Source organism: Paraflavisolibacter caeni, from assembly GCF_025628885.1.
Taxonomy (GTDB): Bacteria; Bacteroidota; Bacteroidia; order Chitinophagales; family Chitinophagaceae; genus Flavisolibacter; species Flavisolibacter caeni.
Map to the genome: position 1 here is coordinate 158560 of NZ_JAOTIF010000003.1, position 25779 is coordinate 184338.

Annotated in this window: 19 protein-coding genes; 14 read left to right on the plus strand and 5 right to left on the minus strand. The window is 42.2% G+C overall.

Going from position 1 to position 25779, the window contains the following annotated elements:
* The first annotated feature begins 176 nt into the window (after positions 1-176).
* The 5 genes from OCK74_RS07085 to OCK74_RS07105 all read left to right on the plus strand — a co-directional run bounded on the left by OCK74_RS07085 (position 177) and on the right by OCK74_RS07105 (position 9688).
* Positions 177-3251, plus strand: coding sequence for a SusC/RagA family TonB-linked outer membrane protein (locus tag OCK74_RS07085; protein ID WP_279296321.1), 3075 nt, complete (start codon positions 177-179; stop codon positions 3249-3251).
* A 28-nt stretch (positions 3252-3279) separates the two neighbouring features.
* Positions 3280-4842: a RagB/SusD family nutrient uptake outer membrane protein gene (locus OCK74_RS07090; protein WP_279296322.1), complete on the plus strand. Its 1563-nt coding sequence runs from the start codon at positions 3280-3282 to the stop codon at positions 4840-4842.
* 229 nt (positions 4843-5071) lie between these two features.
* Positions 5072-6610 carry an alpha-N-arabinofuranosidase gene (locus tag OCK74_RS07095; protein WP_279296323.1) on the plus strand — a complete coding sequence of 513 codons (1539 nt, stop codon included), beginning with the start codon at positions 5072-5074 and terminating at the stop codon, positions 6608-6610.
* Between the two features lie 29 nt (positions 6611-6639).
* Positions 6640-8625 carry an alpha-L-arabinofuranosidase C-terminal domain-containing protein gene (locus OCK74_RS07100; protein WP_279296324.1) on the plus strand — a complete coding sequence of 662 codons (1986 nt, stop codon included), beginning with the start codon at positions 6640-6642 and terminating at the stop codon, positions 8623-8625.
* A 43-nt stretch (positions 8626-8668) separates the two neighbouring features.
* Entirely contained in the window at positions 8669-9688 is a 1020-nt protein-coding gene (locus tag OCK74_RS07105) for an arabinan endo-1,5-alpha-L-arabinosidase (RefSeq protein ID WP_279296325.1), read from the plus strand.
* A gap of 75 nt (positions 9689-9763) precedes the next feature.
* Here OCK74_RS07105 and OCK74_RS07110 read toward each other — a convergent pair whose 3' ends face one another.
* From OCK74_RS07110 to OCK74_RS07120, 3 genes are all read right to left on the minus strand, one after another.
* Positions 9764-11308, minus strand: coding sequence for a PepSY domain-containing protein (locus OCK74_RS07110; protein WP_279296326.1), 1545 nt, complete (start codon positions 11306-11308; stop codon positions 9764-9766).
* 31 nt (positions 11309-11339) lie between these two features.
* Positions 11340-13664 (minus strand): TonB-dependent receptor, encoded by a 2325-nt coding sequence (locus OCK74_RS07115; protein WP_279296327.1) that lies wholly within the window; start codon positions 13662-13664, stop codon positions 11340-11342.
* A gap of 137 nt (positions 13665-13801) precedes the next feature.
* A complete protein-coding gene (locus tag OCK74_RS07120) occupies positions 13802-14140 on the minus strand; it encodes a hypothetical protein (RefSeq protein WP_279296328.1) in 339 nt (112 codons plus the stop codon).
* A gap of 166 nt (positions 14141-14306) precedes the next feature.
* On the opposite strand from OCK74_RS07120, the gene OCK74_RS07125 reads away from it, so the two are divergent.
* From OCK74_RS07125 to hisB, 4 genes are all read left to right on the plus strand, one after another.
* Positions 14307-15593: a hypothetical protein gene (locus tag OCK74_RS07125; RefSeq protein ID WP_279296329.1), complete on the plus strand. Its 1287-nt coding sequence runs from the start codon at positions 14307-14309 to the stop codon at positions 15591-15593.
* A gap of 77 nt (positions 15594-15670) precedes the next feature.
* Entirely contained in the window at positions 15671-16948 is a 1278-nt protein-coding gene (locus tag OCK74_RS07130; protein WP_279296330.1) for a PQQ-dependent sugar dehydrogenase, read from the plus strand.
* A 21-nt stretch (positions 16949-16969) separates the two neighbouring features.
* Complete coding sequence (locus tag OCK74_RS07135) at positions 16970-17416, plus strand: c-type cytochrome (protein ID WP_279296331.1); 447 nt, start codon at positions 16970-16972, stop codon at positions 17414-17416.
* 31 nt (positions 17417-17447) lie between these two features.
* Complete coding sequence (hisB, locus tag OCK74_RS07140) at positions 17448-18587, plus strand: bifunctional histidinol-phosphatase/imidazoleglycerol-phosphate dehydratase HisB (RefSeq protein ID WP_279296332.1); 1140 nt, start codon at positions 17448-17450, stop codon at positions 18585-18587.
* A gap of 212 nt (positions 18588-18799) precedes the next feature.
* Here hisB and OCK74_RS07145 read toward each other — a convergent pair whose 3' ends face one another.
* Positions 18800-19258 carry a response regulator gene (locus OCK74_RS07145; RefSeq protein WP_279296333.1) on the minus strand — a complete coding sequence of 153 codons (459 nt, stop codon included), beginning with the start codon at positions 19256-19258 and terminating at the stop codon, positions 18800-18802.
* Positions 19259-19373: 115 nt separating this feature from the next.
* Positions 19374-20633, minus strand: a complete 1260-nt coding sequence (locus OCK74_RS07150; protein ID WP_279296334.1) for a metal-dependent hydrolase family protein — start codon at positions 20631-20633, stop codon at positions 19374-19376.
* 189 nt (positions 20634-20822) lie between these two features.
* Between OCK74_RS07150 and OCK74_RS07155 the strand changes: the two genes are divergently transcribed.
* The 5 genes from OCK74_RS07155 (at position 20823) to trpC (ending at position 25729) form a co-directional block, all read left to right on the plus strand.
* Positions 20823-21446: a c-type cytochrome gene (locus OCK74_RS07155; protein WP_279296335.1), complete on the plus strand. Its 624-nt coding sequence runs from the start codon at positions 20823-20825 to the stop codon at positions 21444-21446.
* A gap of 191 nt (positions 21447-21637) precedes the next feature.
* Positions 21638-23113, plus strand: a complete 1476-nt coding sequence (locus tag OCK74_RS07160) for an anthranilate synthase component I family protein (RefSeq protein ID WP_279296336.1) — start codon at positions 21638-21640, stop codon at positions 23111-23113.
* Between the two features lie 48 nt (positions 23114-23161).
* Positions 23162-23785, plus strand: a complete 624-nt coding sequence (locus OCK74_RS07165; RefSeq protein ID WP_279296337.1) for an anthranilate synthase component II — start codon at positions 23162-23164, stop codon at positions 23783-23785.
* A gap of 75 nt (positions 23786-23860) precedes the next feature.
* Positions 23861-24853, plus strand: a complete 993-nt coding sequence (trpD, locus tag OCK74_RS07170; RefSeq protein ID WP_279296338.1) for an anthranilate phosphoribosyltransferase — start codon at positions 23861-23863, stop codon at positions 24851-24853.
* A 27-nt stretch (positions 24854-24880) separates the two neighbouring features.
* The gene (trpC, locus tag OCK74_RS07175) at positions 24881-25729 is read left to right on the plus strand and encodes an indole-3-glycerol phosphate synthase TrpC (protein WP_279296339.1); all 849 of its coding nucleotides are present in this window, start codon (positions 24881-24883) and stop codon (positions 25727-25729) included.
* Positions 25730-25779 lie beyond the last annotated feature (50 nt).

Here is a 25779-nt window from a genome sequence, read left to right on the forward strand (position 1 = left end):
TCTACTAAGAACGGTATTTTTTACGGTTTAGAAGTCATGCAATTGCCTTGAAAATCCGTAATAAGCCATTTTGATAATTTTTGAAGAAAAACTGAGAAGATATGGATATACGAGAAAAGAAATAAGCGTCAATTTCACATTACCATTTGGAATTTAATTACTAAATCTTACAGTTTATGCGATTGACTTGTCGTTCGCTGTTGAAGAGCGGCTTATGCAGCCTTCTCTTTGCAGCACTAATCGTTCAGAGCCACACTGCTTCGGCTCAACAATCAGTAAAAAGAGTTTTTAAAGGAGTTGTTACTAATGTAAAGGGCGAACCTGTGTCGGGTGCTACTGTGATTGTGAAGGGAACATCCAATGGTGTCAGCACTGATGCGAACGGAGCTTTTATCATTGAGGCTCCTGAAAATGCTACAGTTGTTGTAACCAGTGTAGGTTTCCAGGGAGAGGAAATGGCTTTGAGAGGCCAGCAAATTTCAGTTCGGCTTAATGAAATTGCCAATAATTTGAATGAAGTAGTCGTAGTTGGTTATGGTACACAACGTAAAAAAGACCTGACAGGATCTGTGGCAGTGATTAAAGTGGATGATGCTAAGAAAACGGCCTCGTACGATGTTGCCAGGCAACTGCAAGGCCAGGCTGCAGGTATCTCCGTGCAAGGCTCTGGTGAGCCAGGCGGCTTTGTAAATATCCAGATCCGCGGTGCGAGCTCTTTTGCGGATAACAATCCTTTGTGGGTTGTGGATGGAGTGCCCTTGGGTGCCCCTTATGATTTTAACCCCAATGATATTGAAAGTATCCAGGTATTGAAAGATGCCTCTGCCGGTGCTATCTATGGCTCCCGTGGTGCCAATGGTGTTGTCATCATTACAACGAAGAAAGGTAAATCAGGTGCCTTAAGAGTTAATTACACCGGAACTTATGGTTTTCAGAGTGTTCCCAAGAAAATTCCTGTGCTGAACCGGGAGCAATACCAAAAATATGTATCGGTTGCGGAAAAGAATGCTGGAATTGCTACCCTGGCTCCAGCCAACGATCCTGCAAATCCTGCTTATGTCAATAACATCAATACCAACTGGCAGGACGAAATGTATAAAACCGGCACTATCCAGGACCATAATATCAACTTGTCGGGTGGTAATGAATTCATTTCATTCAATACATCGCTCGGTTACTTCGATCAAACCGGTACAGTAAGCGGTCCTCAGAAATATAACCGCTATACATTGAATAATGTTTTCCAGGGTAAAAAAGGCAGGTTAAGCTTCGGCGGAAAAGTAGCGTATACGCAATCGCATAAAGTGGGTTATGGTGTTACAGACGGACACGCTGTATTTGGTGGCACTGTCACAGGTATGCTGACCGCTATTCCAACAATACCAGTTTATGATGAAAAACGTTTAGGTGGTTATGGTGGTAGTGACCAGACAATTCACCGCGCTATCTCACAAAACCCCGTAGGTCTGAATAACATAGTGGAAGATGAGAACGACCGCAACAGGATGTTAGGAAACATCTGGGGTGAAGTAGAAATCGTTAAGAATCTAAAATACAAGTTAAACCTGAGTTATGATCGTGCAGACTGGTTCAATACGCACTTTGAGCCAAGATTTGATATGGGTTTTTACTACCTGAATAACAATTATTATTTCAGGGAACAAAGAGGATTTGATAACTCAAAGCTTGCTGAAAACACACTAACATACCTGTTACTGGCAGGAAAACACAAGGTTGACTTTTTAGCAGGTTATACTTACCAGGAGGACAACAATTCATGGACTTTAAACAAAGCCCAGGATGCTACAGATTTGCCAAAAAGAGCATTTTCTCAAATTCCTGGTAGTGCGAAGTCTACAGAAGACTGGAAAGCAACCCGTGTGTTACTTTCTTACCTGGGACGTATGAATTATAACTATGATGACCGTTACCTGCTTACAGTTAACGTGAGAAGAGATGGTTCTTCAGCCTTTGGCCCAGCAAACAAATGGGGTAATTTCGGTGGTTTTTCAGGAGCCTGGAACCTGAGTAATGAAGATTGGATTCAGCTTCCTGCCTTTATCAGTAGTTTGAAATTAAGAGGTGGTTATGGTTCACTGGGGAACCAGGGTCCTTTGCCTAACTATTCTTATTTGTCTTATATCAATACCAGCGCAAATTATTTGTTTGGCACTACCGGTTCCAGCAGTCAGCTTCTTGCTTTAGGTACATCTACAGTGACACAGGTAGATCCATCCTTAAAGTGGGAAGAGCGGAATACTACCAGCGTAGCTGCCGATATGGCTTTTTTGAACAATAAGCTGACTTTTACAGCGGAATATTACAAAAACGTATCAAAAGATATGTTGGCTACTATTCCAATCCCGGCTTCTGTAGGTTCTGTGCCTAGTTCTATCTGGACCAATGTTGCTTCCATGCAAAATACAGGTATGGAATTCACATTAGGCTATAATGGACAGGCAGGCCAGTTGAAATATAATGTCAATGCCAACGCTTATACACAAAAGAATAAGGTGATAGGCCTGGGGCCGACTGTAGAGTATATTGAAGGCGCAGGAAGCCGCACTGTAGTAGGCCGTTCTATTGGTGAATTGTATGGCTACCAGGTAGAAGGCATATTCCAAAGTGCCAGCGATATTTCCAAACATGCTTACCAGCAAGCTCAAACAGCTCCCGGGGATATCATGTACAAGGATATTAATGGAGACAAGAGAATAAGCGATGACAGTGACCGCGTTTACCTGGGTTCGGTAATTCCAAAGTTGTCTTACGGCTTCAACTTTAGCGCTACTTATAAAAACTTTGATTTCTCCTTCTTTATCCAGGGGCGTTATGGCAACAAAGTGAATAATGGTGTTTATGCTGCCCTGATGACTGGCGATTACGGTAACCAGCATGCTGATGCTTTGAACTACTGGACGCCGACAAATACCAATACCAATGTTCCGCGTCCGGTAATTGGTGATCCTAATAAGAACAACTGGTTCTCCAGCCGCTTTGTTCAGAATGGATCTTATGCACGCCTCCAGAGTATGCAGATCGGGTATACTTTGCCTGCCAGCTTATTGGAAAGAACTAAGGCGATTAAAAGCCTGCGTGTAAACCTGTCTGGTCAGAATTTGCTAACCATTACCAAGTATAAAGGTTACGATCCGGACTTCATCAGCAATGGTACGTTTGACAGGGGCTTTGACTATGGTTCTTTCCCTAATCCACGTTCTATCATTTTTGGTTTGCAATTAGGTTTATAAAATCATTTTTCAACACCAACTTATTATTATGAAATTCTTACGTTCAACATATATCGCCCCAATTTTAGGTCTGACGTTGCTTGCATCAAGCTGCAGCAAGAAGCTGGACCAGGAAAATCCAAACGCCGTTACTTCCGGCGACTTCTGGAAAACATCTGATGATGCCGTTAAAGGTGTGAATGCTGCTTACGGTAGCTTGTTGGTAGAAGGTACTTATATGCGTAGTACGCCTTTCTTACTAGATACACGTGGTGATGATGTAAAGAGTAACAGTCCCTGGGGCCAGATGCGTAATACAGGAAAGTTCGCTCTGGATATCAACGATGCGGCTCTGTTTGGCTGGGCCTTCAACGCCTATTATGAAGGTGTAGCCCGCTCAAACCAGGTTATTGATAATGTTCCTGGTATTGAAATGGAAGCGGCATTAAAAGATCGGGTTTTAGGTCAGGCATATTTCCTCCGTGGTTTGTATTTCTTCCACCTGGTGAATATGTATGGTAACGTTGCACTTCCTACGCACTTTCCCAAATCAAACGATGACTTCTTTGTGCTTCAGTCTACTGAGCAACAAGGATGGGAACAGGTGATTGCTGACTTTAAAAAAGCAGCTGAATTGCTGCCAGTTTCCTATACCAATGTTTCAGGTCCGGATCAAAACCAATTAGGTCGTGCTACCAAGGGCGCTGCTATAGGTTACCTGGGTAAGGCTTACCTGTTTACTAAAAAATATACTGAGGCTGCCGCCCAGTTCAAGGCAATCATTGACCTGAATGTATATGACCTGATGCCAGCCTACCAGGATAATTTCAGACTGGCTACTGAAAACAATAAAGAATCCATCTTCGAAGTGCAGTTTGACCGTGATGCAGGTGGAAAGGATCTTGGCTGGCAAGGTGTTCCCAACTCTTCATGGGGTAAAACATCTGCACGTGCTATTACCTATGGTCCTCCCGGCTTTGGTTGGACAGACGTACAGCCCACTCGCTTTATTTTTAACGAGTTTCAGAAAGAGAAGACCACTGCTGGTGCTGAGGATCCCCGCCTGACGGTTACCTTGTTTTACAACAAACCAGGGCTGAAACTGTATGGACAGGATTTTGCTACCTACTATGCAAATGATGCTGTCAAACTGAACGACCTGTTTGTTGCTAAATACCAGAACAGTGAAACAATGGCCAATGAATTTGACTGGCGCTCTGGTATGAATGAAAGACTGATGCGTTATTCAGACATCCTGTTGATGTATGCTGAATGTTTGAACGAACTGGGCCAAACTTCACAGGCTTATCCATATATTCAGAAAGTAAGAAGTCGTGTAGGTTTAGCCGACCTGGCTACAGTAAAACCCAATATGACACAACAACAAATGCGCGATCAGCTAGCGCATGAGCGTTTACTGGAGTTTAGCCTGGAAGGTCACCGGTTTGATGATATCAAACGCTGGGGCTGGCTGCAGGATGCAACAAAGCTGACGCAGTTAAAACAAAACGATCCAGAGTTTGAAGGCTATGTTCCTGGAAGGGAACTACTGCCCATTCCTCCAAGCGAGCTGAAAGTGAATAAAGGTTTTAAGCAAAACAAGGGCTGGTAATCCGTTTGAATCATTGTAATGTGCATGTCGTAGTATATATTGACAATAAGGGGAAACTGTTTGTCTGTTTCCCCTTATTCTTTAGAAAATAAAAGATGTAAAAGATTCTTTATAAATTAAAAAGCTGAGCAATAAGAAATAAGTTTATATATATGTCAAAAAGACAATTATATTTATAAATTATTCTAACGTTGTTTATTTTCTAACCATCAATTTTTTGAATCTTTTCATGAAAAAGACATTTTCAATTCTATTGCTTGCTTTCACTGCAAAGTTTTCTATTGCCCAAAACTCCGTTGTATTGCAAGCCGATTCTGCAAAAATTACCATCAGCCGTCATATTTACGGGCACTTTGCCGAGCACCTTGGCCGGTGTATCTATGATGGATTTTATGTTGGAGAGAATAACACTAAAATCCCCAACACAAATGGAGTACGCAATGATCTTGTGGAAGCTCTCAGGAAACTAAAGATCCCGAACCTGCGCTGGCCGGGTGGATGCTTTGCCGATACCTATCATTGGAAAGACGGTATTGGACCTAAGGACAAACGCCCATCCATGGTGAATACATGGTGGGGAGGTGTTACTGAAAACAATTCCTTTGGAACCCATGACTTCTTAAATATGTGTGAACTGCTGGGCACAGAACCTTACCTGGCAGGCAATATCGGTAGTGGAACAGTGGAAGAACTACGTGAGTGGGTGCAATATGTGAACTTCAGCGGTAAAAGCCCCATGTCAGATTTGCGCCGTGAAAACGGTCGCGATAAACCCTGGAAAGTAAAATTCTGGGGCGTGGGTAACGAAGCCTGGGGCTGTGGCGGTAACATGAAGCCAGAGTACTATACAGACCTTTACCGTAAGTATGCAACCTTCATGGTTGATTGGGACAATACAGGTGGTCTGTTCCGCATTGCTTCTGGTGCGAATTCTGCTGATTACGCATGGACAGAGACCCTGATGAAAAACATTCCGATCAATATGCTGAGTGGTGTTGCTTTGCACCATTATTCTGTGATCGACTGGAATAAAAAAGGGGCTTCAACAGGATTTGATGAAAAACAATATTTCACTACCATGAAGCGGGCCACCTTTATGGATACCCTTGTTGTAAAACACTCCGCCATTATGGATAAATACGATCCCAGCAAAAGGGTAGCCTTGGTGGTAGACGAATGGGGTGGATGGTATGACGTTGAGCCCGGCACCAATCCTGGCTTTCTTTACCAGCAAAACACAATGAGGGATGCTATGATTGCCGGCGTTACCCTGAACATCTTTCATAACCACGCGGACCGCGTGCGTATGGCAAACCTGGCGCAAGCTGTAAATGTATTGCAGTCGGTGATACTTACAGAAGGAGACAAGATGCTGCTTACGCCAACTTATCACGTGATGGAAATGTATAATGTGCACCAGGATGCCAAGCTCATTCCTATTACACTGAAAAGCAATGATTATGTTTTTGAAGGAGAAAAACTGGCGGCTGTTTCTGCTTCAGCATCGATAGATTCCCTGGGACGCACGCATATTTCTTTGGTGAATATTGATGCAAAGAAAGATCAGGAGATTACAATTGACCTGAAAGGTGCCAAATTCAGCAGCCTTTCAGGACGGATACTATCCTCCGCCAAGTTGCAGGATTACAACTCTTTTAGCAATCCGGATAAAATAAAACCACAAGCATTTAAGGGCGCAACTTTAAAAGGAAATTCACTTCAGGTAAAAATGCCGCCTTTTTCTGTTGTGGTGCTTGAATTGAAATAAAGTCCAGGTTAAAATAACTTTTAAAGAACATGAAAAAACAATTATTAAAACTTGCCGCATGTGGGTTATTGCTTGCATCAGTGAATGCATATGCTCAAACCCCCACAAAGACATTTGTGGTGAAAGCAGGTGAAGTGAAAGCTCCCATACAATCAACAATGTGGGGTGTGTTTTTTGAAGACATCAATTTCGGTGCTGATGGCGGCATTTATGCCGAGTTAGTCAAAAACCGTTCATTTGAATTTTCCAAACCTATGATGGGATGGACAATTCAACGGAAGGAATTCAAAGAAGGCGATGTGCTGGTTTTGAACCGTCAGCAAACAAATACTGCCAACCCTCGTTTTATACGTGTTACCGCAACCAATGCCGAAAAAGGCAGCCTGTCTTTAACCAATGAAGGCTTTCGCGGTATAGGTATCAAAAAAGATCTGCGTTATGATTTTTCAGTAATGTACCGCCAGCAAACGCCTGGCGTAAAGTTGAATGTTGAATTGATAAATGCAAAAGGTGATGTAATTGGAAGTACCGTTGTGAACCCTGAAGCTTCGGCAAGTGATTGGAAAAAAGCAACTGTCAGTTTCCTTGCAACAGCCACTGAGCCAAATGGAAAGTTCAGGATTAGCTTTGAAGGAAATGGAGTGATAGACCTGGATATGATCTCCTTATTCCCTGAAGATACCTGGAAGGGCCGTCCTGGTGGCATGCGTGCTGATATGATTCAAATGCTGGCGGATATGAAGCCTGGCTTTATCCGCTTTCCTGGTGGATGCATTGTAGAAGGATTCGACCTTTCTCAACGCTATCAATGGAAAAAAACCATTGGACCTGTAGAAGAACGTCAATTGTCCATCAACAGGTGGAATTTTGAATTCGCACACCGTCCTGCTCCGGATTATTTCCAAACATTTGGTTTAGGTTTCTTTGAATATTTCCAATTGGCTGAAGACATTGGCGCTGAGCCACTGCCTATCTTAAACTGTGGCATGTCCTGCCAGTTCAATACAGCAGAAGTAGTGCCTCTTGACCAGTTAGGGCCCTATGTTCAGGATGCCTTGGACCTGATTGAATTTGCTAACGGAGATGTAAACTCTACATGGGGTAAAAAGCGTGCAGAGTTGGGCCACCCTGCTCCATTTAATTTAAAGATGCTGGGTGTGGGCAATGAAAATTGGGGTCCTCAATATGTTGAGCGTCTGAAGATATTTACCAAGGCCATCAAGGAAAAATATCCCGATATCAAGATCGTGAACAGTTCTGGTACTGATCCCAATGGCGACCGTTTTGATTATCTGAACACTTCTTTAAGGAGCATGAAAGCCGACATTATAGATGAACATTACTATCGTCGTCCGGAATGGTTTTTACAAAATGCAAAGCGTTACGATCAATATGATCGCAATGGATCTAAAGTATTTGCTGGTGAATATGCTGCACAAAGCGACAAAACGGTTAGTGTAAATAACAGGAATAATTGGTTGACAGCTTTGTCTGAAGCTGCATTTATGACTGGCCTGGAAAGGAATGCTGATGTTGTGTTTATGGCTTCCTATGCACCTTTGTTTGCACATGCAGAAGGCTGGCAGTGGACGCCTGATCTGATCTGGGTTGATAACCTGAATGTGATCGGGTCGGCTAATTACCAGGTGCAAAAGCTGTATTCTATCAATAAGGGTACACATGTTGTTCCGATGTTGTTGAAAAACGAGGCAATTGCCGGACAGGATAGCCTGTATGCTTCTGCAAGCCTCGATAAGAATACAAATGATATTATCCTGAAAGTAGTGAATGCATCAGGAAAAGAACAGCAATCTGAGATTACATTGGAAGGTGTGAAAAAATTAGCAGGTAAGGCAACATTGTACCAATTAAGCAGTGAAGAGCTGGATAAAGTTAACACTTTAGGAAATCCACCTTCAATTGCACCTGTTGAAAAGCAACTTTCTTTGAAAGGCAAAAAAATGAAGCTTTCCTTAGCTCCATACTCATTTAGTGTGGTGCGGGTTAAAATGTAATAGTGAATGGTGAATTGACCATTCTCTAATAAACATTATCTGTATGCGTAAACTTTTGTTTTTATTCATCGCTTTCTCTGCTTTGCAAGGTTGGGCACAGCCTGTTCCGGTTGGTACGGTTACTGAAACTTTGCAAACACCCGTGCACGATCCTGTAATGATCAAGCAAGGCGATACCTATTACGTGTTTTGTACAGGTTTTGGCATTTCTGTTTTTTCGTCCAAAGACATGAAATCATGGAAAAAGGAAAAAGCTGTTTTCGACAAAGCACCTGAATGGGCGGTAAAAACTATTCCTGGCTTCAAAGGACATATCTGGGCCCCGGATATCAGCTACCAGAATGGAATGTATTATCTCTATTATGCAGTATCTGCTTTTGGTAAGAATACTTCCTGCATAGGGGTAGCGGTCAATAAAACATTGGATCCAACATCTCCTGATTTTAAATGGGAGGATAAAGGCAAAGTAATCCAATCAGTACCTGGCAGGGACATGTGGAATGCTATAGACCCTAACCTTGTCGTGGATGATAGGAGCACACCCTGGCTGGCATTCGGTTCCTTCTGGGAAGGTATGAAGCTGGTGAAGCTGAATACAGACCTGTTGTCTGTGGCAGAACCCCAAGAGTGGTATACTATTTCAAAAAGACCGCGTGAATTTTCCATACCGGATTCCTTGGCGGGGAATGCAGCAATTGAAGCCCCATTTATTTTTAAAAAGGGAAAGTATTACTACCAATTTGTTTCGTTCGACTATTGTTGCAGGGCTGAAAAAAGTGATTACAAAATTGTCGTAGGCAGAAGCGAAAAAGTGACCGGTCCTTACCTGGATAAAAACGGTACGCATATGGACATGAATGGAGGATCACTGGTGTTACAAGGGGATAAAGAATGGCATGGTGTGGGGCATAATTCTGCTTATACTTTCGATGGTAAAGACTACCTGATCTTTCACGGCTATGATGCCAAGGATAAAGGCCGGTCGAAATTGAGAATCGAAGAATTAAGCTGGGATGCAGAGGGCTGGCCTGTAGTCGGCAAAGCTTTGTCTGCTAAACTGTAGTGTAGTTAGTAATTGAATAGAAAAGACCTGTCGGTGTAAACCTGGCAGGTCTTTTTGTTTATTTGATGTACAGGTTTATACAACTTTTCGTTGAAATCTCTTTCGCCAATAAATTATCAGCCCTGTGAGTGCTATCAGCATCAATCCAAGTGTTGATAACATCAAAACAGCATTGCGAACAGTCTTGCCACTGTCTTTTCCCAACCACATTTCCCAGTAATGATGCATATGGAGATTGCTAAAGCTAAAACGCTCCAGCTTGTCGGAGGCGCTCGTGACAGCAGCCAGCCTGCCTGAAGAAGTTTCAATGAAATAACTGTTGCCATTATCAATACTTACTTGTACAACAGGCAATATTTTGTTCATCATGCTGTAATTATGGTCAAATGCATTGATGTTTTCTGTCTTATTGATATTGTGTGGTGTGTTTCCGGTGAATTGTTTGACTAGATAAATCGCATAAGCAGCATCGCCATTTTTCATTTCCTGTTGATCCTGCATGTTGAAATATCTCTTGTACCTTTTATTTCCCTGTTGAATGGCTACTTGCCAAAAGCTTTGATCATTTATTTTTATTGGAGAAATGCCAATGAGCTTTTCTTTCTTGTCCAATGATTCCTGGATTTCTTTCCATGAAAGATTCAGTTCTGTAGCTTTAAAAGTAGATGGGTTTACAATAGTTTTTGATGAGGGTTTCTGGGGCGCCTTGTTCCATGCATGCCAGGCACCACTGAAAGAAAAGAGTAGGGTAGTGGTAAGGAAAACTATACCCAGGCTCCGGTGCCATTTGCGATTCTTATGGGTAAAGGAAATGGCCTTGATTTTTTTCCTGTTGCTGATATAGTATGCATAAAATCCAAATACAGAAGTAAGAAAGCTTAGAGCAGAGAAAGCACCAAGCAATATACTTTTGGTCTTTCCAAGATCATTCAGGAAGCTCCAACTATGTGCCCAGGAAAAAAAGATATTGAATGCAGCTTTTCGGTCATCCATAGCCAGAGATAACCTGTCAGCGCCTGTTTCGATATAGAGCCGGATGTGATCATCCCGGTCAAAATCAATTCTGTAAACAGGCAGCAACTTGTTACTGCTTTTATACTCCTGATCAAACTGCCTGATCAGCTTAACGCGAGTAACAGGAGCCTGGTGAAACTGTGAAGGCTCAGTCATGGCAGTAACAACTTCCAGCGCACCTGCGGTTGCATGGTGATGGCCTTCATTTTTGTTTTTGTGTTCAGTAATGGGCTCAGATAAAAACCTTTGTGCCAGGTAAGCTGCGTATACTTGATCACCATTATTTAAAATAGAACCCGATTGGGTGTTAATATAAGTGAGCGTATCAGCCTTTGGTTGCTGCACCTGGTAATAGTAGTCCTTGTGAAGCCTCACAATCCGGAAATTATTCAGCGTCTGAATGCCGTTTTGCTGCAAAGCTTTTTGCAAAGGAATGCTTATCCTTGATGAATCAATTTCATTTGCTGGCAATGCCTGGTTTTTTACTGCAGGCTTAAATGAACTCATGAGCGGGTGTAAAAATCCGCTGATAGTCCACATCAGCATTGGCACCATCACAATGAGACTGGTGATCAGGTGCCATTTAAGAATATTACGTCTGATCACTGGAAGAAAATTTGAATGTTTTCACATGCACTCAATAAAAGAGCTTTCCGAAATCATAAGAAACACCAACATTGAAATGCCTGGGTTCAGCAGGGGTGTAACTATAAGATGTTGTACTTCTACTGGCATTGTAAGCATAATACCGGTCTGTTGCGTTCATCATGTTCACCCAAACCTCAACACCCTTGAATTGGTAACCTGCACGCACATGAAATACATCATAACCCTCGTACTTAGTTGTGTTTAAAGGGTCCATAAAGTAATTGCCTATTTTTTGCCATTCAATACCCATACGAAGGCCTTTTACAAAAGCAGGTTTGTACCATACTTCTGCATTATGCATCCAGCGGGGTGCTCCATTCATTTCATTTCCGTTATAATTATTACCCTTTTCAATGAACTCTGTAAACCGGTGTTCACTATAAGCTCCGCTGAAACGAATACTTACATTCTTGATAGGCGTTGCATTCATGCCTAATTCAATGCCTTTATGCGAAGTCTTACCAGTATTGCGATTCTCTGTAGAACCATCATCAAGGCGAACAGAAATGATCTCATTGGTGCCATTAAGCAGGTATGCGCTGAAATCCGCGCTTAACTTGTTTTTGATCACTTCCATCCATCCTCCAATTTCATAGTTGTAAAAAGTTGAGGGGTTCAGATTGGGAACTTTTACACCCTTGTACATTTCTGTTACCTGGGGCGGTACAAAGCCCTGGCTGTAGTTAGCATAAAAGCCTGACCTTTCAGACAAGTTGTAAGTAAAACCAACCTTAGGGCTGAAGGCGCTGAAGTTGTTAACCGTATCAGGCGAACCGCTGAAAGACGATGGCTTAAGATGATTGTCGAAGTGAAATTGAAAGAGGTCATAGCGAACGGAGGCCACAACTCTTAATTTTTGTACAGGGCTAAACTCAAAATTGACAAAACCCGCATAGTTGTTAATATTTGTTTTGTAATCAGTCAGCGTGCTGTCCTTTTGTTCATAGCCAGTATACTTGCGGCTAATCGTATCTTTTTTGATACGGATGTACTCAGCAAGGTAAGTGGAAGGGCTGAGGTCCGCACTTAAACCTCCAATCAGCACTGCATTCTTCCAGGCCAGGTTCTGACGGTGCTGTGCAATCAATGCATAGCTATTGAAACTGCTGTTGTTGATCTCTCCATGCGCAAGATCTTTTTTACCAGTAAATCCAGTGCTTGTCTTGCGGTAATCATCTTTGATACTATAGGCCGGATTTTGACCGATCGTATTATCACGGTAAATAAGGGAAGCCGATGTTTTGCTATTATTGTTCCATTGATGCGTCAAGGTAGAACGGTAGCGCAGCGCAGCAACTTTTCGGTATGTAAAAGTTTGCTGGCTTTTGAATGAATGGTTTGCAAACATGGTGCTGTCTATACTTCCAGACATATCGCTGTAGTAATCCATCCAGGTAAGGCTGTTAGACAAAGTTGTCCGGTCTGTAAAGTGGTAATCGATTTTTGCAGAGACAGTACTTTTGTTAAAGTCACTGAATTCAATAAAGCTATTTTGCTTTTTGGCGGTATAGCCGCTTAGAACAAAGCCCCACTTACCGGAAGTAAAACTGGCCTGGCCATCCAATCTTTTATAGCCGAAATTATTGCCTTGCAGGGAAAGCTTGGCTACAGGGGTGGCCGTTGGCGCCAGCGTGATGAAATTGACCACTCCCCCAATCGCTTCACTGCCATAAAGTGATGAAGAGGGCCCCTTGATAACTTCAATATTTTTTACGTTCGCCATGTTCATTTCCAGCAGTGCATTGTGATTGAACAAGCCAGTAGTGCGAACGGGTATGCCATCCTCCAGGTATAAAAACAAGCTCTTGGTGGTCATTGGCTGGCGTATGCTCATTTGGTGCTGTTCGTTGCCAAGATTGACCATATATACTCCGCTGACCTTGTTTAGTACCTGGTCGAATGAAATGGCTTTGGCATCCTGGAGTGTTTTTGCATTGATGCTGGCTATAGCAATCGGCGCTTGTGAACGCTGCATGCTTTCCCGATTGGCCGATACCACAACTTCCTGCATCAGCGATTGGCTGGGCACCAGGGAAATGACCTGTTCATGAGCCGACAGCTGTACATTTTGGGTTTCATATCCAATAAAGCTGACCTGTACTTCCGGCTTGTTTTCCGGTGACGTAAAGGAAAATGCGCCACTCTGGTTGGTCGAGCAGCCTGTTTTGCTGTTACTGTAGTTTACAGAGGCACCAGCAATGGCTTCCCTGGTTACAGCATCAATTATTTTTCCTTTATAAACATTTTGTGTGAACGAGGTATAGCTAATAAGTATTGTAAAGACAGCAATTGCCATCCTTTTTATGGTAGACATAAATAAGCAGTTTGAAGAATTGAGAATTGACCTCAAACAGGCATATATTTCCCATTAGGAGTCATTTAATCAATTATAAATAAGCAATAATTAATTAGCCTCACTTGAGGCATGAATTGGCATTAGATATTGCACAATTATCCAAGCGGCGGATGAAAAACGGAAGGTATAGGCGCAGTGTACGCTTTTAAGATATAAAGTGAATTGTGGACAATACTTTCTGTTGAAGGAGCTATTAATTGGATATTGCAAAAATCATCAAAGGGGAGCACTTCTGGTAAACTGCTCTTAGCCATCCCGTTTTCTGACCCCGAATTGCTGTTTTCAGTATCTTCTGCCATTTTTTTCATTAACTGGCACTTGCCATGGCATTTCAATTTTGGCTTCTCTTTATTGACACAAAGATTTTTAGCGATGTATTCCTTATTTACCGCATACTCCGCCAGCAACAGCCATTTGCTGAATACTTGCGTCATTACAAGCAGGACTAGTATGGATGCGATAAAAAGTCTCATCTGGGATACAAATGTCTTTTATAATTTAATATGAGACTTGATTATTTTCATAGCCGAATGATGATTTAAATCATCTTTTTTGCTGAGGCAACAAAAAAGATGTTAGGCAGGAATAACTCATTTTTGCATGATGGAAACGAGCGGGGCCTTTCTTTTGGGGCGTCAAAAAACAACGATATGTACTATTGACCGTTCAGAACGGTTGCAGCAAAGGCTATTATTATTTTCATTTGTCAACTTGTTTTTGACTTCCTGCCTGGGTATTTTACTGCGAACATTTCCGTACCTGTCTTTATTTCCCCTCAACTATAAAAATGTCTTACATGGACATTCTCATTTTGCTTTTGGCGGCTGGATAATGCCAGTATTGCTGGCTTTGGTATTAAAATGTTTCCCGGAATTGCGACAAACTGTTGCTTTCAAACATTGGCGCAACATCGCAGTGTTGATGCTGATCTCTGCCTATGGAATGCTGATTTCTTTTCCCTTGCAGGGCTATAAGGCAGTTTCTATTTCTTTTTCCACCTTGTCTTTAATATCCGGCTTTTACCTGGCTATGGTGTCATGGAAAGCCAGCCGGATCCTTTCACCCTCACTTTCTCAAAAGTTTTTGAATGCAGGCCTGTTTTATCATGTGTTGTCTTCTGCGGGACCTTTTGCTACAGCTCCTTTGATCATTTTGGGCAAGGCAGGCACTCCTGTATATTATGATGTTATTTACTTTTTCCTTCATTTCCAATACAATGGGTTTTTCACTTTTACGGTTCTTGCCCTGATCTATAAAATGCTGGAAAGGCAAAATGTTTCCATTAAAAGCGGTCAAAAGGTCTTTCTGTTACTCCAATTGGCTTGCATACCTGCCTATTTTTTGTCAGTGCTATGGCATGGACCTTCCCTCATTTTTAATATAATAGGAGGGGTGGCTGCCGGGCTACAGGTGATTGCAATGGTATTCTTGATCAGGGATGCCCGCTCTTTACAGTGGAAGAACCGTTTCATCAAGTTGCTCTTTACATTAGCAATCAGTGCATTTATATTGAAAAATATTCTTCAGTTTATGGGGGCTTTCCCATACATCGCCTCTATTAGCTATGGGTACAGGAACTTTGTCATTGCATACCTGCACCTTGTGCTTTTAGGTTTCATCAGTCTTTTTTCTTTCGCTGCAACATTTCAAAGCTTTGCCATCCGCATCACCAGGACTCTTTGCCTGGCAGTAATTTTATTTTTAGCTGCTTTCTTCACTACTGAATTACTCCTGGCTTCCTCAGCCTTGTCAGCCCTTTTGAAATATTATTTTTTCGGCATTACGCCATTACTGCTTATATGTAGTTGCCCGTTTCCCCTGGGTATCCTGATCATGAATCTGGAGCTCAAAACACAATTGGCCACACCCCAGTCCCATGTAGACTGATGATATATGTATTTATATCTCAATATCTTAATTTCCTGAATCTCACTTAGCTTTGGAGCCCATTAAATTTGAAACCAGTGAAAAAGTTATTGATCCTGTTTTTAGGTATTTTGAGCATTATCAATGTTCAAACTGTCTTGGCCAATGATAGTACAGTGGTAAAAACTACCCTTCCTGTTGACGACATTAAGCTTCCTCCCGGTTTTAAAGCAACAATTGTTGCCGGAAAGTTGGGCAGGGCGCGACACCTGGTGGTAAATACAAACGGAGATATATATGTAAAACTCGAACGTCTTAGGAATGGTAAAGGCATCGTCCGCCTTCGTGATACCAATGGAGATGGAAAGGCTGATGACTCCATGTATTTTGGTAACTATGTGGGTACAGGTATAACCATCAAGAATGGTTACTTGTACGCATCTTCTAATAGCGAGGTCTTCCGTTATAAATTAAATGAGAAGAATGAAGTAGCAAATCCTGATGCTCCGGAAAAAATTATCACCGGTCTTGTAGACCAGCGGACGCATAATTCTAAGTCAATTGTCCTTGATAATGACGGGAATATTTATGTAAATATCGGAGCCCCAACCAATGCTTGCCAGGTGCAGGACAGGACCAAAGGCTCTCCGGGACAGGAACCCTGCCCAATATTGGAGAAAGCTGGAGGTATCTGGCAGTTCAAGGCTGATGGTAAGAACCAATCTTATGGAGAGGGTGTTCGTTTTGCAACTGGCTTACGCAATGTGGTGGGCCTGGACTGGAACGGGCAAACCAATTCTTTATTTGTGATGCAGCATGGACGCGACCAACTCAGTAACCTGTATCCTGAGATGTTTAACGATCAGCAAAGCGCAGAACTACCTGCCGAAGAGATGTTTGAATTAAAGAAGGGTGCTGACTGTGGCTGGCCTTATTGCTATTATGATCAGCAGCAAAATAAGAAGGTCCTTGCGCCTGAATATGGCGGAGATGGTAAACAAGTAGGACGGTGTGAAGGCGTGACTAAGCCAGTGGTTGCATTTCCCGGCCACCTTGCTCCCAATGGATTGCTGTTTTATACTGGCAGTCTATTCCCCGAAAAATATAAAAACGGGGCTTTCATCGCTTTTCATGGCTCCTGGAACCGCGCACCCTTGCCTCAGAAAGGCTTTTTCGTAGCCTTCGTCCCCTTTAAGGATGGAAAGCCCAGCGGCGAATGGGAAATCTTTGCCGATAACTTTGCTGGCATGGAAAATATATCTTCACCAGGCCAGGCTGAATACAGACCCTGTGGATTGTCCCAGGGGCCCGATGGCGCTCTTTATGTTTCTGAAGATGCCAAAGGAACGATTTGGAAAATCACTTATAAACCATAAGCAACAAATAGATTCTTAATCATGAAAAAAAATGTGCTCCCTGTTATAATGTTTTTGTTTTTGGCTCCAGTCATATTGCATGCACAAACCAAAAAGCCAATTAGCCCTAAACCAAAGGCTGCGCCTGTATCCAAAGCAGTTATGGATCGGGGTAAGGAGGTTTATTTAATGAATTGCCTGGCCTGTCACCAGGCCGATGGTTCTGGCGTCCCTAATCTGAATCCACACCTTGTGAAAACGAAATGGGTGTTGGGCAGTAAAACCGTATTGGTAGAGCAAATATTGAAAGGCTCACAGGGAAAGGTTGAAATTGATGGCGAGACATTCAATAATGCAATGCCTCCGCTACCTCAATTAACCGACCAGCAGATTGCTGATGTGCTTACCTACGTACGTAATAGTTTTAGCAATAAAGCCAGCGTCGTATCAGCTGGAGAAGTAAAATCAATAAGGGCAAAGATCAAATAACTTAAAAGAGGAATAGATTCACCGTTATATAATGAAAAAAGTATTATTTATAGACCGCGATGGAACGCTGATCAAAGAAGCACCGCCTACCTACCAGATCGACTCCTGGGAAAAACTGGAATTTTATCCGTATGCTTTTAAATACATGAGCCTTATTGCCGCTGAATTGGACTACGAATTAGTGATGGTAAGCAATCAGGACGGCTTAGGTACGAATACATTCCCTGAAGAAGATTTCCTGCCCATACATAAGCACATACTGGCTTCATTCGAAAATGAAGGGGTTCATTTCCAGGCAATTCATATAGATCGTAGTCATCCTTCGGACAACCTCGATACCCGCAAACCTGGTATAGGTATGTTATTGGAATACCTAAATAGCGACAAATACGATATTAAAAATTCATACGTGATAGGGGACAGGATAACAGATGTTCAATTGGCTAAAAACCTGGGCTGCAAGGCTATTTGGTTGAACAGCAATCCCAATCTCGGGGCTTCGGAAGTAAGTCACCAGGCTGAAGAATTGCAGCAGGTGGTTGCTTTAGAAACCACAGATTGGAAGGAAATCTATGAGTTTTTGAAATTAGGTGAAAGGGTTGTCAGGCATACCAGGTCAACAAGCGAAACCCAGATTACAGTTGAAATCAACCTGGATGGTAAAGGAAAGGCAAACATCAAAACCGGACTTGGCTTTTTTGACCATATGCTCGATCAGATTGCCCGTCACGGTATGATCGACCTGACCGTGGATGTGAAAGGTGATTTGCATATCGATGAACACCATACGGTAGAAGATACCGGCATTACATTGGGCGAAGCTTTTGCCCAGGCTCTGGGTAGCAAAAGAGGTATTGAGCGTTATGGCTTTGCATTGCCTATGGATGAAGCGGAAGCCAAAGTGTTGATTGATTTTGGCGGTCGCAACTGGATCGTTTGGAACGCCCATTTTAGCCGCGAGAAAATAGGTGATGTGCCAACAGAAATGTTCTTCCATTTCTTTAAGTCATTCTCTGACGCAGCGAAATGTAATCTGAATATCGAGTGTAGGGGAGAGAACGAGCACCATAAAATTGAAGCCATTTTCAAAGCCTTTGCTAAAGCCATCAAAATGGCTGTAAAACGTGATCCTTTCAGCAATCAGTTACCATCTACCAAAGGTCTTTTATAGATGGAACAACAGACAAGCCATTAATCTATACATACAAGAGTTACAAGATGACCGGTTTATTCCAACCTGTCATCTTGTAACCCAAATCCGGACAATAACCCATTTATAATTCCCGCTATCTCATCACCATGTAAAACCTTGTCAGCAGCTTTTTGTCTGATGGCTTGAATCGGCATGTAGTTGACATTTGATGAATTGGGATATTATGGTGTCTATGAGCTTACAATAAATGTAGAACTATTGTTGCTTAACATGCGGATTTCTTTCTGTAAGTCTGTAGGGAAACCTTGGACAATCGTGCTGAGTATTCTTATTAATTCTTTCATGCTCGAGGGTTTCGTAATAAAGCATAATGCTCCTGACATCATGGTTTCTTCAATGTCTTTAGCCTGTGAAGAAGTTGTATACATAATAACTGGGATTCTGCTTAATTCTGAATCCAGTTTTAGTAATTTTAGACATTCTTTGCCATCCATACGGGGCATATTCAGATCTAAAAAGATAAGGTCCGGCAAAGAGGAATTTCTTTCCTTTAAAATTTCTATTGTTTCCTGGCCATCCCTGGCATATTGAAGGCTAATTGAATGATCAACTTCTAATAGGGCATCCTGAAATATTGAAGCATCATCTGCATCATCGTCCGCAAGTAAAAACGTGAGTGAATTCCGCATAGTTTAGTTTGCCTGGGTGTTTATTGTTAAAAAACTAAACTATAGTAAAAATCGCGCCTGCTTTATACATTGAATAAATAATCATTGTACTGCCGGGCTTGTTTTGTGATTGGCCTCACCTTCTTCTATAGATCCTGCCATCCTTCACCACTAATTTTACCTTTCTGATGTTTTTGATGTCGCTTAAAGGGTCTCCTTCCACAGCAATTACATCAGCCAGGAGGCCCTTTTTTAGTCTTCCGATTTTATCACCATAACCAAAAACATCCGCATTAACAGAAGTGGCTGACCGAAGAATATTTAATGGCTTCATTCCATATTCAGCCATCAATTCCATTTCTCTTGCATTTTCACCATGTGCAAATACACCAGCATCTCCTCCCATGCAAATGGTTACTCCACTTTGTAATGCTAATTGAAAGCTTTTCTTTTTGGTCGCTACTTTAATTGGCTCCGGGTCTATACCTTTTCGCCAGCCTTTGTATATTTCGTAAGCTTCTCCGGCTGCAAGAGTAGGGCAGAGCGCAACTTTCTTTTGTTTCATGAGTTGGTATACATCTGCTGTTCCCCCATCGCCATGCTCAATTGTCGCAGCTCCTCCCAGAACGGCTCTGCGCATGCCTTCAGGAGTGGTTGCATGTATGACTACCGGCCTCCCTCCGTTATTAGCTATTGCCGCAGCCGAAGCAATATCATCAACACTAAATGTTGGTAATACAGCACCGTCGATGCCCCAACCAAAATCTCCATAGATCTTAATAATGTCAGCACCTTTGTTAATTTGAGTTCTCACTTCTTCCATTAAGTCTTCAGTGCCTGCCACTTCTGCCGCACCTTGTGGTAAATCAAGATCCGGATTTACACTTCTGGGTGCATAAGTCCCCTTTGCTACGATTGCCCTGGTTGCCACGATCATTCTTGGACCGGGAATGACTCCCTTTTCAATAGCTATCTTTAGACCTGCGTCATCATAAAATGCACCTTCTGTTCCCAAGTCTCGTACAGTAGTAAAACCTGCCAGTAAAGTTGCCCTGGCGTGATTTACTGCCCTGGCTATCCGTTCTGCACGGCTTTCTTTCAATACCTGGTCCTCCCACAATGTTTCGTTATACGGATGTAAAAACAAATGTGAGTGACCCTCTATGAGTCCCGGTAACAGTGTACAGCCTTGAAGATAGATGACTTCCGCATTGGATGGATAGGACTGGATATTGCCGACATCTTCAATTTTGTTGTTCTTGATAAGCACTGCCCAATTGTTATGCATGCTTTCTCCATCAAATACACGGTCCGCTTTGAGTAAAATAAATTGATCACTCTGTGCAAGACCGGAGATAGATATAATTGTCAGCATAGCCAAAACGAAGACTCTCATATAAACAGGATTATAAAGCCAAAAGTTAAACCAAATGAAGAATAAGTACAAATGGACAGCCTCTTATCAAAGCCGCATTACAAAGGCGGCTTTTTTTATTGAAAAATATATTGATTCGTATTGTGTAGAAAGAAAAACTTTTCGGACATTTATAATAACCCTTCCTTTATAAACCAAATACCTATATACATGCGCACTCTTAATCATGCACTTTTTGCTGTGATTATCCTAGCCTTAATCTCTGGTTGCAGCAGCAATGAATCTAAAACAAAAGAGAAGGATATTTCTGCTGTAAGGCAGCATGAATCCGATGACATGGTTGCCAGGGGAGAGTACCTGGTTACGGTCAGTGGCTGTCACGATTGTCACTCGCCTAAAATTTTTAATGAAAAGGGAATGTCACTTGATTCTACAAAGTTACTATCGGGCCATCCAAGCACAGCACAATTACCTCCCATACCTGCAATAGCTCATCAGCCAGGACAATGGATTATTATGTCACCCGACCTCACCGCATTCCTTGGCCCATGGGGAACTTCTTATACCGCTAATTTGACACCAGATTCAGCTACTGGTACAGGGACATGGAGCGAAGAAAATTTCATTAATGCAATTCGTACAGGTAAACATATGGGACAAGAAAACGGGCGTCCAATAATGCCTCCTATGCCATGGGAATTTATAAGGAAAATGACAGATGAAGACTTAAAGTCAGTTTTCGCTTATTTGAGATCACTTCCACCAGTTAATAACCGTGTTCCAGCACCAACACCTCCTCCAGCTGCTGCTGCTGCACCAACAAAGACCCCTTAAAAGTAAAAGATAAATTTTTTTTGCTTAATAAAGATTCTACCCGATATTTGCAACTCAATGAAAAAAACAAATAATCAATACTGGTGGTGGCATACAAACTCTTAGGGGTGCTGTATTGTCATTTCTGTACTTGATGATTATATTCAGGCCCCGGCAAAACCGGGGCTTTTTATTTGCTTTAAATCGTAAAAATGAGTTCGCAAACGCTGAAAGAAACTTCTGGTAATAAAACCTCCAATTTAAGTTCTGGAGGTAAAAAGATCATCATCAAAACGGTGGTGAAAAAAATGCTGGCAGATATGTTCACGCCAGTGGGCATTTACCTCCGGCTGCGCGACCGCTTCCGTGATACGATTCTTCTGGAAAGTGCCGATTTTCACGTGGCGGAAAACAGTTATTCTTTCATCTGTATCAACGCAATTGCCGGTATAGAAGTAAATAATGAAAGTAATATAGAATATAAACTTCCCGGCCAGGCTCCTCAGAAAACCTCGTTACAAGATGAGCGAATTGAAGACCTGTTGTGGAACTTTATGCAGCGATTCGAAGGCGAAAGCGAGAACCCTAAGGCCGCTTCTTTTGCTCAGGGATTGTATGGCTATACCACCTTTGATGCCGTGCAATTGTTTGAAACTGTTCGTTTTAAGGGCGAAGGCAATGAACTAACCGGAATTCCAATGGCCCGCTACAGGCTGTACCAGTATGTGATTGCTATCAATCACTTCAGGGATGAATTATTGCTCTGCGAAAATGTGATCAGTGATGTTGAAAGTGAGGTAGTTGTCGTGGAGTCGTTGATCAAAAGCAAAGATGTGCCGGTCTATCCTTTTAAAACCGTTTCGGAAGAAACGTCCAATATGATGGATGCTGATTACAAGGATATGGTAAGGAAGGGAATCGCCAGTTGCTACAGGGGCGATGTATTTCAAATCGTGTTAAGCCGCCGTTATCAGCAATCATTCATTGGCGACGAGATCAATGTATACCGTGCTTTAAGAAATATCAATCCTTCTCCATATTTGTTCTTCTTTGATTACGGAGACTATAAATTAATAGGATCTTCTCCCGAATCACAGATCATTGTAAAAGATGGAAAAGCTATTGTTCATCCTATAGCGGGCACGTTTAAACGTAGCGGTGATGATGCTATAGATCAGAAAATGGCAGAAGCACTTTTAAAAGACCCTAAAGAGAATGCCGAGCACGTAATGTTGGTCGATTTGGCCCGCAACGATCTGAGTACTGTTTGTAGCAATGTTCAGGTAACCCATTACAGGCAGGTGCACTATTATTCTCATGTAATTCATCTGGTCAGCGAGGTGACTGGCGACGTGTCCGAAAAGACCAATCCTTTCAAGGTGCTTGCAAAGACTTTTCCTGCAGGAACTTTGAGTGGAGCTCCAAAATATAAGGCCATGCAGCTGATCAACGAATTAGAACCTACACCACGTAGCTTTTATGGCGGAGCTATAGGCTTTGTTGGACTGAATGGAAACTGCAATCATGCTATCATGATCCGTACATTCTTAAGTAAGGACAACACTTTATTTTGTCAGGCAGGCGCCGGTGTTGTTGCTGCTAGCAAGCCTGAAAGCGAATTGATGGAAGTGGAGAATAAACTAAATGCTTTGAAGAGCGCTATTAAAATGGCTGAAACTATAAGCTAGTAATTAATTATTGATTGAATAATCACCCCAATCCTGAATTGTAGAACAATGCCTAAAATATTAGTTTTCGATAATTACGACTCATTCACCTACAACCTGGTACATATGGTGGAAAAGATTTTGGGTCAAAAGGTGGATGTGTACCGTAACGACCAGATCCCATTGGAGAGGGTTGCTGAATATGATAAGATCATTCTGTCCCCAGGTCCTGGCATTCCAAGTGAAGCTGGTTTATTATTGCCATTGATCAAAGAGTACGCAAGTAGTAAATCTATTCTGGGTGTGTGTTTAGGCCACCAGGCTATTGGCGAGGCCTTTGGCGGCAAGTTGGTAAACCTGTCAACAGTATACCATGGCATAGCTACTCCGGTAAGAGTTAGCAATCAGCAATCATCAATTGGCAATGAGATAGATCCACCCGTTACAGTTCATCATGCACCTGTAAACCTGTTCGAAGGTCTGCCGGAAGAATTTGAAGTGGGTCGCTACCATAGTTGGGTCGTAAGCAATGAAAACTTTCCGGATGAATTGGAGATTACCGCTCTGGATGCCAACGGCCTCATTATGGCCTTACGCCATAAAACATATGATGTCCAGGGCGTACAGTTCCATCCCGAAAGTGTTTTAACACCTCAAGGCGAAGTCATTTTAAGGAATTGGTTAAAAAACTGAACAGCACTCAATTCACGATGATCTGAAATCCTATTTGTCCATCCTACAAAAAGCTCAGGTAAGCCTACGAATAAGATGAAAAAAATACTTCAGTTTTTATTTGAATATAAAACGTTAAGTCAATCCCAGGCCAAAGAGGTCATCATCAATTTGGCAAAAGGTCTCTATAACGATAGCGAAATAGCATCCTTTATCACTGTCTATTTAATGCGCAGCATTACTATAGACGAACTCCACGGATTTCGTGATGGCTTATTGCAGCTTTGTGTTCCGGTTGACCTCAACGGCCACGAAGTAATGGACATTGTTGGGACTGGTGGCGATGGAAAGAACACATTCAATATTTCAACCCTTGCCTGTTTCATCGTGGCAGGCGCAGGTCAAAAAGTTGCCAAGCATGGCAACTATGGCGCTACCTCTGTGAGTGGGGCATCCAATGTAATGGAGCAAATAGGCTATAAATTCAAGAACGATAATGATCGCTTGAAAGCAGAAATTGAAGAAGCCAATATCTGCTTCCTGCATGCCCCCATGTTCCATCCGGCCATGAAAATGGTGGCTGGTATTAGAAAGAACTTAGGACTGCGCACCTTCTTTAATATGCTGGGGCCAATGATCAATCCGGCTTCTCCTTCCTACCAATTAGTAGGTGTGTACAATCTGGAAATGGCTCGCATTTACAACTACCTTTTACAACAAACAGGTAAGCCATTTACAATCATAAACAGTTTAGACGGATATGATGAAATTTCGCTGACCAACGATACCAAAGTCATTACAAACCGTGGCGAGCGGGTAATGACGCCAATTGAATTAGGCAAAAGAATGGTTAGTGCAGAAGATATTTATGGGGGTAATACAGTAGATGAAGCTGCTGCGATTTTCAAAAAGATCATCAAAGGCGAAGGTACCTGGGCTCAGAATGCTGTCGTTTTAGCTAATGCAGCTATGGCTTTACATTGTACTGGTAATTATGCGTCTTACGAAGATTCGTATAATGCAGCCATCGAAAGCCTTGAAAGCGGTAGTGCTTACCAATGTTTACAGAAATTAATTGCATTACAGTAACAACTGAAATATAACAATTATTCACCATTGACCATTCACCTTTCACCATTCACGACCGCACCAAATACCATGAACATCCTCGATAAAATAATAGCACAGAAAAGAATTGAAGTTGCCCAGCGTAAGGCAGAAGTAACCATTGCGGAATTAGAAAAAGGTCCTTTCTTCAAGAGTGAGACCTATTCGCTCAAGGCCGCTTTATTGGACAATACGAAAACTGGCATTATCGCTGAGTACAAAAGAAAGTCTCCTTCAAAAGGAATTATCAACGACAAAGCCACTATTGAAGAAGTAACAATGGCTTATGCTACGTATGGCGCTTCCGGAATTTCAGTGCTTACAGATCATGAATTTTTCGGTGGTTCTTTAGCCGACCTTCAGAAAGCGGCAATTATCAACAAAATACCACTGTTGCGGAAAGACTTTATGATCGATGAATACCAGTTGCTTGAGGCAAAGGCTTATGGTGCTTCTGTGATATTATTGATCGCCGCTAACTTGTCGGTTGGTGAGGTTAAAAGTTTGGCCAGCGCTGCAAAGAACCTGGGATTGGAAGTGTTGCTGGAAATACATAATGAACAGGAATTGGAACACATCTGCGATGAGGTAGACCTGGTAGGTGTGAACAATCGTAACCTGAAAACTTTTGAGGTAAGCCTCGATACCTCAGTTCAACTGAGTAATCTGATTCCATTGGATAAACTGAAAATATCCGAAAGCGGTATTCATAAAGTAGAAGACATCCATTATTTGGAGCAATATGGTTTCAAAGGATTCTTGATAGGAGAAAATTTCATGAAGCAGGAAGTTCCCGGTGAAGCCTTCAGGTCTTTTGCCGAAGAGCTGAAAAACTACAAGGTTTCGAAAACTTCATAGTTAAAAACGATTGCCCATGCACAATTAATCTAACTTTTAAAACGAAAAAC